We start from the raw sequence: 12,090 nt of genomic DNA, 5'->3' as shown, positions 1-12,090 counted from the left end.
GGTTCCGTTAGGCGCCGCGGCGTGCCGACTCGGCCGACCGCGTCGTCTTCGCCAGGTCCACCGCAGACTTGAGGCTCAGGCCCGGTGCGGCTTCCCGCAGGGCCTTGATCGCCGGGATCGAGTCCGCGGGGCCCGTCACACCCGCAGCGTCGAGCCGCTGGCGCACCCAGCGGGCCTCCAGGTCCTCGTGCGTCGAGGCCGACGCGTCCTCGACGATCTCCAGGGCCCGCTGGAGTCCCGGACGTTCCTCCGGGGTGGCCCGGTCCAGCGCGGCGCGGACCGCGGCGACGATGCTGTCCGCGTCGCGCAGCACGATCACTGACTGTTCCTGCTTGGTGAGTCCGAACATACGGTGATCGTGTTCCATGACAGGCCTGTCCTCAACGCAGTTGAGCCTCTTCAGAGCTTCGCCCGCCCCGGCCCTGTCTCGTACAGCTCGCGGGCGACGTCCGCCACCGCGGCCTGCGCCCGGCGCTGGAGACCCGGGCCGAAGGTGATCCGGGTCGCGCCCAGCCGGCCGAGCTCGGCCACCGGCGGGTCGGACGCGGGCGCGAACACGTTGATCGGGGCCTCGGTGGCAGCACGCAGCAGCGGCAGCTGCCCGGACGGCACACCGATCGGGTAGACACAGTCCGCGCCCGCCTCGACATACAGCCGGATGCGGGCGACGGCCTCCTCCGGGTCGCTCACCGCGCGCAGGAACGTGTCGACGCGGGCGTTGACGAACAGCGCGTCACCCGCCTCCGCGCGGATCTCCGCCAGCCAGGCGGCGTGCCGGTGCGGATCCTTGAGCCTCTTCGTCGCGCGGTCCGTGTCCTCGATGTTGCAGCCCACCGCGCCCGTCTCCAGCAGCCGTGCCACCAGCTCCTTCGGCGGCAGGCCGTAGCCGTCCTCGACATCGGCGCTCACGGGGACGGTGACGGCCCGTGCGATACGGGCGACGGCTGAGAACATCTCGTCCGGCGGGGCCTCGCCGTCGTCGTGGCCGAGGGACGCCGAGACCCCCGCGCTCGGCGTTGCGAGGGCGGGAAAGCCCGCGTCGGCGAACGCGCGGGCGCTCGCCGCGTCCCACGGCCCTGGCAGGACGAGCGGATCACCGGCCTCGCGTCCGTGGTGAAGGGCGCGGAACGCCCCAGCGGTTGCGGTCATCTCGCGCCCTTCAGTGCTTCAGCGAGCCGGGAGTGTAGTGGCCGGGGACGAGCCGGCCGGTCACAGCGAAGCGGTTCCAGACGTTGATCACCGCGATCGACGCGATGAGATGGGCCAGTTCGGTCTCGTCGAAGTGCTTGGCCGCCTTCTCGTAGACCTCGTCGGGGACGAAACCGTCCGTCAGCACGGTCACCGCCTCGGTCAGTTCGAGTGCGGCGAGCTCCTTCTCGGTGTAGAAGTGACGCGACTCCTCCCACGCGCTCAGCTGCACGATCCGCTCCACCGACTCGCCCGCGGCCAGCGCGTCCTTGCTGTGCATGTCGAGGCAGAACGCGCAGTGGTTGATCTGCGAGGCGCGGATCTTCACCAGTTCCAGCAGGGTCGGGTCGAGGTTCTTCCGGGCGGCCCCGTCCAGCCGGACCACGGCCTTGTAGACATCGGGGAGGAGTTCGGAGACGCGGATACGCGGCTGGACCTCGGTGGCGTACGTGTCGTTCGTCGTCATGGCGACGACCGTACGGGCCGTGTGGCTCAGCGGTATGGTCCATTCTCATGATGGATTCCTGGGCCACTTTCGGGGTCGACCTGCATCTGGAACTGCGTGGCACCCGGCTGCGCAGCGGACTCATGGACGCCCTGCGGGAGGCGGTCCGCACCGGCAGGCTCATGCCCGGCACCCGCCTGCCGTCGTCCCGCTCCCTCGCCGCCGACCTGGGCGTCGCCCGCAACACCGTCGCCGACGCCTACGCGGAACTGGTAGCCGAGGGCTGGCTCGTCGCACAGCAGGGCTCGGGCACTCGGGTCGCCCAGAGGTCCGCGCCGCGCAAGCCGCCGTCGGGGGAGACCCGGGTGCGGGCGCGGCCCGCACGCAGCGGGCCCGCCTACAGCCTGAAGCCGGGCAGCCCCGACCTCGCCTCGTTCCCGCGCGCGGAATGGCTCAAGGCCGCGCGCAGGGCGCTGACCGCCGCGCCCCACGACGCGTTCGGCTACGGCGACCCGCGCGGACGCGTCGAACTGCGGACCGTGCTCGCCGACTACCTGGCCCGCGCGCGCGGTGTATACGCCGCGCCCGAACGGGTCGTCGTCTGCAACGGCTTCGTGCACGGCCTGATGCTGATGGGCAGGATCCTCGGGCAACGGCGGGTGCGGGAGGTGGCCGTCGAGTCCTACGGGCTCGACGTCCACTGGAACCTGCTGACCGGGGCCGGGCTCGGCACGCCCGCGCTGCCCTTCGACGACGCCGGCACATGCACGGAGGGGCTGGGCGGGATGCGGGGCGTGGGCGCGGTGCTGATGACGCCCGCGCACCAGTTCCCGCTGGGCGTTCCCCTGCATCCCGACCGGCGCGCCGCGACCGTCGACTGGGCGCGCAGGACGGGCGGCCTGATTCTCGAGGACGACTACGACGGCGAGTTCCGCTACGACCGCCAGCCCGTGGGCGCCCTCCAGGGACTCGACCCCGAACGCGTCGTCTACCTGGGCACGGCGAGCAAGTCCCTCGCGCCGGGGCTGCGGCTGGGGTGGATGGTGCTGCCTGAGAGCATGATCGGCGAGGCCCTGGAGGCCAAGGGCCGCGAGGAGTTGGCCTCTGGCGCGCTGGACCAGCTGACGCTGGCGGCGTTCATCGCCTCGGGCGCGTATGACCGGCACGTACGGGGGATGCGGCTGCGCTACCGGCGGCGGCGCGACCAGCTGGTGGCGGCGCTGGCGGAGCGCGCCCCCGCCGTCCGTGTCAGCGGGATCGCGGCGGGGCTGCACGCGGTGCTCGAACTCCCGCCGGGCACCGAGCGCCAGGCCGTCCGCTCCGCCGCCTGGCACGGCCTCGCGCTGCACGGCCTCTCGAACTTCCGTCACGCCGACGCGCGCGCCGCCGACCGTGAGGGACTCGTCGTCGGGTACGCGACGCCGCCGGACAGTGCCTGGGCGGGAGCGCTGGAGGCGCTGTGCAAGTCGCTGGAGTATGCGGAGGCCGCCGACGGCCGAGGCGCGGCGGCCTGGACGGGGGCCGGCCGGCGAATGCCCCGCGGCGGGTGAACCGCGCGGGTCGCGGCTCACTCCGTGAGGACCGCCCGGAGCTGGTCGAGCCCCCAGTCCAGGTCCTCCTTGCTGATCACCAGCGGCGGCGCGATCCGGATCGTCGCACCGTGGGTGTCCTTGGCCAGGACACCCCGGTCCAAAAGCTTCTCCGAGATCTCCCGGCCCGTGCCCAGGCCCGGCGCGACGTCCACACCCGCCCACAGCCCGCGCCCGCGCACGTCCGTCACGACGCCGCTCTCGGCCAGCAGGCGCAGTTCACGGTGCAGGTGCTCGCCCAGCTCGGCCGCCCGCGCCTGGAACTCGCCGGTGCGCAGCATCGCGATGACCTCCAGCGCCACCGCGCAGGCCAGCGGATTGCCGCCGAACGTCGACCCGTGCTCGCCCGGCCGGAACACCCCGAGGACCTCGGCGGACGACACGACCGCCGACACCGGCACCACACCGCCGCCGAGCGCCTTGCCCAGCACGTACACGTCCGGCACGACTCCCTCGTGTTCGCACGCGAACGTCTTTCCCGTCCGCCCCAGGCCCGACTGGATCTCGTCCGCCACGAACAGCACACCGCGCTCCCGGGTGAGCCGGCGCACTCCGGGGAGGTACCCGTGCGGCGGGACCAGCACCCCGGCCTCGCCCTGGACGGGCTCCAGCAGCACCGCCACCGTGTTCGCGGACATGGCCGCCTCGAGCGCGGTCAGGTCGCCGTACGGCACGATCTCGAAGCCGGGCGTGTACGGGCCGTAGTCCGCCCGGGCCTCGTGGTCGGTCGAGAAACTGATCAGCGTGGTCGTACGGCCGTGGAAGTTGTTCGCCGCCACGATGATCTTCGCCTGCCCCTGGGGGACGCCCTTGACCCGGTAGCCCCACTTCCGGACGGTCTTCACCGCCGTCTCCACCGCCTCCGCGCCGGTGTTCATCGGCAGCACCGTCTCCATGCCGCACAGCTCGGCCAGCTGGGCGCAGAAGTCCCCGAACCGGTCGTGGTGGAAGGCGCGGGAGGTGAGCGTGACCCGGTCCATCTGGGCCTTCGCCGCGTCGATCAGCCGGCGGTTGCCGTGGCCGAAGTTCAGGGCCGAGTAGCCGGCGAGCATGTCGAGGAACCGGCGCCCCTCGACGTCGGTCATCCAGGCGCCGTCGGCCGAGGCGACGACGACCGGGAGGGGGTGGTAGTTGTGCGCGGTGTGCGCCTCCGCGGAGGCGAAGGCGGAACTCGTGGTCGACACGGGTGCTCCGATCGTCAGGACGGACCAGCCTGCGAGGGACGGCGCCCGTCCCCTGGAGGGTGCCCGGATCCGGGGGTTTGCTCCCGTTTCTATCGTCGCTCGCCATGCGGACGGGTAAACCGGGCCTTCGGCGTGCCCGCTAGGGTGGGCGGTACGTGCGGCGACTGGCGTACGGGGAACCGACCCCGAGGAAGCCGCGCGGGGCAGTAACGCGTGGTGTCGATCGCCTGGGCACCCCGGGACCACGACCGATGTCACGGACCGTCCCGGAGGACACCATGGCCCTTCCCCTGCCGCACCCCGCGCTCGCCGCCGCCGACCCCGAACTGGCCGCCCTCGTCGGCGCCGAGGAACTGCTCCAGGCCGACACCCTGCGACTGATCCCCAGCGAGAACTACGTCTCGGCCGCCGTGCTGGAGGCGTCCGGCACGGTCCTGCAGAACAAGTACAGCGAGGGCTACGCGGGCCGCCGCTACTACGAGGGCCAGCAGAACATCGACCAGGTCGAACGTCTCGCCGTCGCCCGCGCCAAATCCCTCTTCGGCGTCGACCACGCCAACGTCCAGCCCTACTCCGGCTCCCCGGCCAACCTCGCCGTCTACCTCGCCTTCGCCCAGCCCGGCGACACCGTGATGGGCATGGCGCTGCCGATGGGCGGCCACCTCACGCACGGCTGGGGCGTCTCGGCCACCGGCACGTGGTTCCGCGGTGTGCAGTACGGCGTGCGCCACGACGACGGGCTCATCGACTTCGACCAGGTACGCGACCTCGCCTTCAAGGAGCGGCCCAAGGTCATCTTCTGCGGCGGCACCGCGCTGCCCCGCACCATCGACTTCGCCGCCTTCGCCGAGATCGCGCGCGAGGTCGGCGCGGTGCTGGTCGCCGACGTCGCCCACATCGCCGGTCTCATCGCGGGCGGTGCCCACCCGTCGCCCGTGCCGCACGTCGACGTCGTGTCCACCACCACCCACAAGACCCTGCGCGGGCCGCGCGGCGCCATGCTGATGTGCCGCGAGGAGCACGCCAAGGCCGTCGACAAGGCCGTCTTCCCGGGTCTCCAGGGCGGCCCGCACAACCAGACCACCGCCGCGATCGCCGTCGCCCTCCACGAGGCGGCCCAGCCCTCCTTCCGCGACTACGCCCACGCCGTCGTGGCCAACGCCAAGGCGCTCGCCGCCGAGCTGCTCGCGCGCGGCTTCGACCTGGTCTCCGGCGGCACCGACAACCACCTGATCCTGATCGACCTCACCTCCAAGGACGTCCCCGGCAAGGTGGCGGCCAAGGCGCTCGACCGGGCCGGGATCGTCGTGAACTACAACACGGTCCCGTTCGACCCGCGCAAGCCGTTCGACCCGTCCGGCATCCGCATCGGCACCCCGTCGCTGACCTCCCGCGGCCTCGGCACGGAGCACATGGCCGCGGTCGCCAAGTGGATCGACCGCGGTGTCGCGGCGGCGGCCAAGGGCGACGAGACCGCGCTGGCCGCGATCCGCGCGGAGGTGTCGGACCTGATGTCGGCGCACCCGGCACCGGGCCTGCCCGCGTAGCCCGAGGCGGCCGGTCCGGGTCGGTCCGGTTCGGGGCCGGTCCGGCCGGCGGCCCGGACAGCCGGTCGGCCCGGCCGGCCCTGCCCGCACGGCGGAGCGCACCGTGTTCCTCGTCTCATCGGCCACGATGCGCAGCAGGCACGGTCCGAACCCCTCGCCCCGCCTCGTGCAAGGAACGCACCGGCGGCCGGACGTCGGTTCCGCACCTGAGAGAATGTGGAGCATGGCCTCAGTTCGCCCGCCCGTCGCCCACCACCACCCTCAGGGGAATGGCACCGCCATGCAGCGTCGACCTCGTGTGCTCTCCGGAATCCAGCCCACCGCCGGCTCGTTCCACCTCGGCAACTACCTCGGCGCCGTCCGCCAGTGGGTGGCGCTCCAGGAGTCCCACGACGCGTTCTACATGGTCGTGGACCTGCACGCGATCACCGTTCCGCAGGACCCCGCGGAGCTGCGTGCCAACACCAGGCTCGCCGCCGCCCAGCTGCTCGCCGCGGGGCTCGACCCCGAGCGCTGCACGCTGTTCGTGCAGAGCCACGTGCCCGAGCACGCCCAGCTGGCGTGGGTGATGAACTGCCTGACGGGCTTCGGCGAGGCGTCCCGGATGACGCAGTTCAAGGACAAGTCCGCCAAGCAGGGCGCCGATCGCGCCTCGGTCGGCCTGTTCACGTACCCGATCCTGCAGGTGGCGGACATCCTGCTGTACCAGGCCAACGAGGTCCCGGTCGGCGAGGACCAGCGCCAGCACATCGAGCTGACCCGCGACCTGGCCGAGCGTTTCAACGGCCGCTTCGGCGACACGTTCACCGTCCCCGCGCCGCACATCCTCAAGGAGACGGCGAAGATCTACGACCTCCAGGACCCGTCGATCAAGATGAGCAAGTCGGCCTCCACGCCGAAGGGCCTCATCAACCTGCTCGACGAGCCGAAGACGACCGCGAAGAAGGTCAGGAGCGCGGTCACCGACACGGACACCGTGATCCGTTTCGACGCGGTCGAGAAGCCGGGCGTCAGCAATCTGCTCAGCATCTACTCCACCCTCACGGGTACGGCTGTGGCCGATCTGGAGCGGAAGTACGAGGGCAAGGGCTACGGTGCGCTCAAGACGGACCTCGCCGAGGTGATGGTCGAATTCGTCACACCGTTCCGCACCCGGACACAGGAATACCTGGACGACACGGAGACGCTGGACTCCATCCTGGCCAAGGGCGCGGAGAAGGCCCGCGCGGTGGCCGCGGAGACGCTGGCCACCACGTACGAGCGGGTGGGCTTCCTCCCCGCCAAGCACTGAGCGCGAGGACCGCGAGGACCGGGCGCGAGCACCGAGCGCGCCCGGACGCACACCGAGCGCACACCGGAAGGCCGCCCGGGCGGAAGGAGTCGGAGGACCTGTGTCCAAGGACTCTGGCCGAACCGGCGGTACAGCCGCCACACTGGCGCTGCACACCCGCGCAGGCTGTCGACAGCAGCCCGCGCACCGAGACTGAGGAGAACGACGTGGGGACCGTAACGCTCGGCGTTTCGATCGCGGTCCCGGAGCCGTACGGCAGCCTGCTCCAGGAGCGGCGTGCGGGCTTCGGGGATCCCGCCGCGCACGGCATTCCGACTCACGTCACCCTCCTGCCGCCGACCGAGGTCGACTCCGCCGCGCTGCCCGCGGTGGAGGCGCACCTCGCGGCCGTCGCGGCGGCCGGGCGATCGTTCCGGATGCGCCTGTCCGGCACGGGCACGTTCCGCCCGCTGTCGCCCGTCGTCTTCGTCCAGGTCGTCGAAGGCGGCTCGGCCTGCTCGTGGCTCCAGCAGCGGGTGCGGGACGCGTCCGGCCCGCTGGTGCGCGAGCTGCAGTTCCCGTACCACCCGCATGTCACCGTCGCCCACGGCATCCCCGAGGAGGCGATGGACCGGGCGTACGAGGAGCTGTCGGAGTACGCCGCCGAGTGGACCTGCGCCTCCTTCGCCCTGTACGAGCAGGGCGCGGACGGCGTGTGGCGCAAGCTGCGCACCTTCGCCTTCGGGGGCGGCGTCCCCGGAGTCCCCGCTCAGGGCGCACCGGTCGACGAGCGGGCCACCACCGCCTGACCGCCTCGCCGCCGCACCGGCGGGTCGGGGCACTGGCGGCGCGATCGCCGGGTAGGCGTACGGCATGGACTGGCTGATCAAGCTCCCCGTCGTCGGCCCTCTCGCCGCCCGCCTGATGCGCACGCACGCCTGGCGCAGCTACGAGACCCTGGAGCGGGTGCACTGGACGCGGCTGGCCGCGGCCGTCACGTTCCTCAGCTTCCTCGCCCTCTTCCCGCTGATCACGGTGGCCGCCGCGATCTGTGCCGGGCTGCTCGACCAGGAGGCGCTGGACACGCTGAAGAACAAGATCTCCGACCAGGTGCCGGGCATCTCCGACCAGCTCGACATCGACGGCCTCGTCGCCAACGCGGGCACGGTGGGGGCGGTCGCCGGCGCCCTGCTGCTGTTCACCGGCATCGGCTGGGTCGGCTCGATACGGGACTGTCTGCGGGCCGTGTGGGAGCGCGACGACCAGGACGAGGGCAATCCGCTGGTCCGCAAGCTCAAGGACGCGGGCGTGCTGGCCGGCCTCGGAGGCATCGGTCTGGCCTCGCTCGCCGCCTCCGCGCTCGGTTCCACGGCGGTCGGCTGGAGCGCGGAGAGGCTGGACCTGGAGGAGGGCGGGATCGGCGGCGTCCTCCTGCGCATCGCCGCCCTCGTGGTCGCGGTGCTCGCCGACTTCCTGATCCTGCTCTACGTCCTGACGCTGCTGCCCGGTGTGCAGCCGCCGCGCCACCGGCTGGTCGTGGCCGCCCTGATCGGCGCGGTCGGCTTCGAACTGCTCAAGATGCTGCTCGGCGGCTACATGCAGGGCGTCGCGACCCGCAGCATGTACGGCGCCTTCGGCGTGCCGATCGCGCTCCTGCTCTGGATCAACTTCACCGCCAAACTGCTGCTGTTCTGCGCCGCCTGGACGGCGACGCGGAGCAGCGGCGACGGCGACGACGTCAGGAGCGCGGGAGGCGGCGCATCCTCTCGGGAAGCGGCCAGCGCCGCCTGACGAGGAACGCGCCTGCGGCCACCAGCACCAGCACGCCGGCCGCGACGGAGAGCGCGATGCCCATGCCGCCCGAGCCGTGCTGGGCGGCGGCCACGGGCTTCACGGGCGCCCCCTTGCCGTCCTTGACCGGCTCGGCCGTCGGAGCCGTCCCGGCCGACTTCGGCGGCACCAGTTCACCCACCGGGGTCACCTTGCCGGCCGCCGCGAAGCCCCAGTCGAACAGCCGGGCGGTCTCCTTGTAGACGGCCTGGCTCTCCTCGGACTCCGGGTTCATGACCGTCACGAGCAGGACCCGGCCGTCCCGTTCGGCGACACCGGTGAACGTCGCTCCGGCGTGCGTGGTGTTGCCGTTCTTGATGCCCGCGATGCCCTTGTACGGCTCGATCCCGACGGCCCCGGTGAGCAGGCGGTTGGTGTTCTGGATCTCGAAAGAGTCGCGCTCCTCGCCCTCCTTCTGCTCCCCGGGGAAGCTCGCGCGGACCGTGGAGGAGTACTCGCGGAAGTCCTTCTTCTGCATGCCGCTGCGGGCGATCAGCGTGAGGTCGTACGCGGAGGAGACCTGACCGGGGGCGTCGTAGCCGTCCGGGGAGACGACGCGCGTGTCGAGTGCCTGCAGCTCGTCGGCGTGCGCCTGCATGTCCTGGACCGTCTTGGCCATGCCGCCGTTCATCTCCGTCAGCACGTGCACGGCGTCGTTGCCGGAGCGCAGGAACACGCCGAGCCACAGGTCGTGGACCGTGTAGGTGTGGTCCTCCTTGACCCCGACGAGACTGCTGCCCTCGCCGACGTCCGCGAGGTCCTGGGCGGTCACCCTGTGGACGGTGTCCTTGGACAGCTTGGGCAGCACCGTGTCCGCGAAGAGCATCTTCATCGTCGAGGCGGGGGGCAGGCGCCAGTGCGCGTTGTGGGCGGCGAGCACGTCGCCGCTCTCGGCGTCCGCGACGATCCACGAACGGCCGCTGACGTCCTTCGGCAGGACCGGCGCGCCCGCGCCGAGTCTGACCTGCGTGCCCGGCTTGCCCAGTTGGGCCCCTCCGACCGTCGACATGGTGGCAGGAGGCTTGGGCTGTTTGGTGCCCGGCTTGTCGTCGAGCGTCGCCCCGAACGCGGGTGCGGCGGTCAGGGCAGGCAGCATCGCGGAGGCCACGGCGGCGAGCGCGGCTCTTCTCGCGAACGGTTTGAGGGCAGCAGACAGAGCAGACACGGACGAGAACGTACAGGGCGTTGCTGAAAATATGGAGATCGGCCCGCTGACCCGCCGGGAGCGACGCCGGGACAGAGCACCCCGCGAGGCCCGCTCGGCGGACGCCCGCGATACTTGACTCATGAAGCTCAGCCGCCCCGTGTCCTGGTTCCTGCTCGCGTTCGGGGTATGGAGCTGGTTCATCTGGATCACTTTCGTCAAGAACCTGTGGCAGGACGCCAGTGGGCTCGCGTTCGACGACGCGGGCGACCCGACCGGGTACTTCTGGGTCCATCTGCTGCTCGCCATCACGTCCTTTGTCCTGGGGACGGCCATCGGCATCATCGGGTTGCGCGGTCTGCGCGCATTGCGCCATGAGCGCACGCACAAGGGGTAGGGGAACGCGTTCGTGGTCGCTGTCGTCGTGCTCGTGATCATTCTGGTCGTCGCCCTGCTCGCGGGCGTGCATTGGTACGTGTGGCGCCGCCTGGTGCGCGACACGACCGCGCCGGGCGGGACCGCCCGCAGGGTCGGCACGGCGGTGCTGTGGGTGCTGCCGCTGCTGTCGCTCGGCGCGCTGATGTCGGGCCGCGCGGGTGCACCGTTCGCGGTGCAGCAGGTGGTCGCCTGGCCCGGCTTCCTGTGGCTCGCGGTGCTGCTGTACCTGGTGCCGGCGCTGGTGGCGGGCGAGGCGGTGCGCCCTGTGCTGCGGCGTTACCTCGCCCGTCGCGCACCGGCCTCCGGCGACGCCGCGTCCGCGGGTGCTCCCGCCTCCGCCGCCGGGCCGGTCGCCACCCCGGCCGCCGTCTCGCCGGCGCCCGCCGGCGTCCTCGCCGAGGCCGCTGTTCCTGCCGGGCCCGCGAGCTCGTCCGGCGACGGGGCCGTTGCGACGAAGGACCTCGTCCCGCCGGACACGGGCGACGCCGCGTCCGAGGAGACTCGTACGGACGCACCCATATCCGGCGACGCGGCCCGCGGGGCGCTCTCGCGGCGGCTGTTCGTCGCGCGGGTCGTCGGCGGCGCGGCCGCCACCGCCGCGCTGGGGACCGTCGGATACGGCACGTACGGCGTCCTGCGCGGCCCCCGCGTCAAGCGCGTCACCGTTCCGCTCGCCAAGCTGCCCCGCGCCGCCCACGGCTACCGCATCGCCGTCGTCAGCGACATCCACCTCGGGCCCATCCTGGGCCGCGCCCACACGCAGCGCATCGTCGACTCCATCAACGCGGCCCAGCCCGACCTCGTCGCCGTCGTGGGCGACCTCGTCGACGGCAGCGTCGCCGACCTCGGGCCCGCCGCCGAACCGCTCGCCGGGCTCCGTTCGCGCGACGGCGCCTTCTTCGTGACAGGCAACCACGAATACTTCTCGGGCGCGGACGCGTGGGTGGACCACGTCCGCGAGCTGGGCCTGCGGCCGCTGCGCAACGAACGCGTCGAGATCGCGGGCGGTTTCGACCTCGCCGGCGTCGACGACGTCGCGGGCGAGAGGGAAGGCCAGGGCCCCGACTTCGCGAAGGCGCTCGGTGACCGCGACCGCTCCCGCGCGGCCGTCCTCCTCGCGCACCAGCCCGTCGTCATCCACGGCGCCGTCGAGCAGGGCGTGGACCTCCAGCTGTCCGGGCACACCCACGGCGGCCAGCTCTGGCCGGGAAACCTCCTCGCGGGCCTGGCCAATCCGACCGTCGCGGGTCTGGAGCGATACGGCGACACGCAGTTGTACGTCTCCCGCGGCGCGGGCGCGTGGGGCCCGCCGGTGCGCGTCGGGGCCTCGTCCGACATCACCGTCGTGGAGCTCGCCTCACGCCAGGCGTGACGGGGCGCGGGATCAGCCGGGCGGGCATGGCCCGCGCCCGGTGCCTGTCGGACGGCGCGGGCGTGTGGAGGCTGTGGGACCCG

At 72.3% G+C, this 12,090-nt stretch carries 11 protein-coding genes, 1 pseudogene and 1 riboswitch; of the genes and pseudogenes, 7 read left to right on the top strand and 5 right to left on the bottom strand.

Annotation, left to right across the window (positions count from 1 at the left end):
* Positions 1-7: 7 nt before the first annotated feature.
* Genes QFZ82_RS16420 through QFZ82_RS16410 form a run of 3 tightly spaced genes read right to left on the bottom strand, consistent with a single transcriptional unit; the run spans position 8 to position 1,654 of the window.
* A complete protein-coding gene (locus QFZ82_RS16420; RefSeq protein ID WP_307713893.1) occupies positions 8-349 on the bottom strand; it encodes a hypothetical protein in 342 nt (113 codons plus the stop codon).
* 50 nt (positions 350-399) lie between these two features.
* On the bottom strand, positions 400-1,149 hold the full coding sequence (locus QFZ82_RS16415) for an isocitrate lyase/phosphoenolpyruvate mutase family protein (protein WP_307713892.1): 750 nt from the start codon (positions 1,147-1,149) through the stop codon (positions 400-402).
* Between the two features lie 10 nt (positions 1,150-1,159).
* Entirely contained in the window at positions 1,160-1,654 is a 495-nt protein-coding gene (locus QFZ82_RS16410) for a carboxymuconolactone decarboxylase family protein (RefSeq protein WP_307713891.1), read from the bottom strand.
* 47 nt (positions 1,655-1,701) lie between these two features.
* On the opposite strand from QFZ82_RS16410, the pseudogene QFZ82_RS16405 reads away from it, so the two are divergent.
* Positions 1,702-3,105 (top strand): annotated as a pseudogene (locus QFZ82_RS16405) (PLP-dependent aminotransferase family protein); the annotation flags it as partial.
* Between the two features lie 95 nt (positions 3,106-3,200).
* Here QFZ82_RS16405 and rocD read toward each other — a convergent pair.
* Positions 3,201-4,406, bottom strand: a complete 1,206-nt coding sequence (rocD, locus tag QFZ82_RS16400) for an ornithine--oxo-acid transaminase (RefSeq protein ID WP_307713890.1) — start codon at positions 4,404-4,406, stop codon at positions 3,201-3,203.
* A gap of 150 nt (positions 4,407-4,556) precedes the next feature.
* Positions 4,557-4,646: riboswitch (ZMP/ZTP riboswitch) on the top strand.
* 38 nt (positions 4,647-4,684) lie between these two features.
* On the opposite strand from rocD, the gene glyA reads away from it, so the two are divergent.
* The 4 genes from glyA to QFZ82_RS16380 all read left to right on the top strand — a co-directional run bounded on the left by glyA (position 4,685) and on the right by QFZ82_RS16380 (position 9,014).
* The gene (gene glyA, locus QFZ82_RS16395) at positions 4,685-5,953 is read left to right on the top strand and encodes a serine hydroxymethyltransferase (protein ID WP_307717743.1); all 1,269 of its coding nucleotides are present in this window, start codon (positions 4,685-4,687) and stop codon (positions 5,951-5,953) included.
* Between the two features lie 280 nt (positions 5,954-6,233).
* Complete coding sequence (trpS, locus tag QFZ82_RS16390; protein WP_177153357.1) at positions 6,234-7,244, top strand: tryptophan--tRNA ligase; 1,011 nt, start codon at positions 6,234-6,236, stop codon at positions 7,242-7,244.
* 206 nt (positions 7,245-7,450) lie between these two features.
* The gene (locus QFZ82_RS16385; RefSeq protein WP_307713889.1) at positions 7,451-8,032 is read left to right on the top strand and encodes a 2'-5' RNA ligase family protein; all 582 of its coding nucleotides are present in this window, start codon (positions 7,451-7,453) and stop codon (positions 8,030-8,032) included.
* A 64-nt stretch (positions 8,033-8,096) separates the two neighbouring features.
* Positions 8,097-9,014, top strand: coding sequence for a YihY/virulence factor BrkB family protein (locus QFZ82_RS16380; RefSeq protein ID WP_307713888.1), 918 nt, complete (start codon positions 8,097-8,099; stop codon positions 9,012-9,014).
* Here the strand turns inward: QFZ82_RS16380 and QFZ82_RS16375 are convergent.
* Complete coding sequence (locus QFZ82_RS16375) at positions 8,962-10,149, bottom strand: D-alanyl-D-alanine carboxypeptidase family protein (protein WP_373429423.1); 1,188 nt, start codon at positions 10,147-10,149, stop codon at positions 8,962-8,964. The two genes, QFZ82_RS16380 and QFZ82_RS16375, sit on opposite strands and share 53 nt — an antisense overlap.
* Positions 10,150-10,339: 190 nt before the next feature.
* Here QFZ82_RS16375 and QFZ82_RS16370 point away from each other — a divergent pair, with 190 nt between their 5' ends.
* Positions 10,340-10,594, top strand: coding sequence for an SCO4848 family membrane protein (locus QFZ82_RS16370; protein ID WP_307713886.1), 255 nt, complete (start codon positions 10,340-10,342; stop codon positions 10,592-10,594).
* Positions 10,595-10,606: 12 nt separating this feature from the next.
* Positions 10,607-12,007, top strand: coding sequence for a metallophosphoesterase (locus QFZ82_RS16365; protein WP_307713885.1), 1,401 nt, complete (start codon positions 10,607-10,609; stop codon positions 12,005-12,007).
* Positions 12,008-12,090 lie beyond the last annotated feature (83 nt).

The organism is Streptomyces sp. V4I23 (assembly GCF_030817975.1).
Lineage (GTDB): Bacteria > Actinomycetota > Actinomycetes > Streptomycetales > Streptomycetaceae > Streptomyces.
This window is presented reverse-complemented; position numbering and strand designations above follow the sequence as displayed.

What these genes read in the sequence shown, in the direction of transcription:
- QFZ82_RS16380 (WP_307713888.1), top strand. Translation starts at nt 8,097, where the DNA reads ATGGACTGGCTGATCAAGCTCCCCGTCGTCGGCCCTCTCGCCGCCCGC.
- trpS (WP_177153357.1), top strand. Translation starts at nt 6,234, where the DNA reads ATGCAGCGTCGACCTCGTGTGCTCTCCGGAATCCAGCCCACCGCCGGC.
- QFZ82_RS16420 (WP_307713893.1), bottom strand. Translation starts at nt 349, where the DNA reads ATGTTCGGACTCACCAAGCAGGAACAGTCAGTGATCGTGCTGCGCGAC.
- QFZ82_RS16415 (WP_307713892.1), bottom strand. Translation starts at nt 1,149, where the DNA reads ATGACCGCAACCGCTGGGGCGTTCCGCGCCCTTCACCACGGACGCGAG.
- QFZ82_RS16375 (WP_373429423.1), bottom strand. Translation starts at nt 10,149, where the DNA reads ATGCTGCCTGCCCTGACCGCCGCACCCGCGTTCGGGGCGACGCTCGAC.
- glyA (WP_307717743.1), top strand. Translation starts at nt 4,685, where the DNA reads ATGGCCCTTCCCCTGCCGCACCCCGCGCTCGCCGCCGCCGACCCCGAA.
- QFZ82_RS16370 (WP_307713886.1), top strand. Translation starts at nt 10,340, where the DNA reads ATGAAGCTCAGCCGCCCCGTGTCCTGGTTCCTGCTCGCGTTCGGGGTA.
- QFZ82_RS16410 (WP_307713891.1), bottom strand. Translation starts at nt 1,654, where the DNA reads ATGACGACGAACGACACGTACGCCACCGAGGTCCAGCCGCGTATCCGC.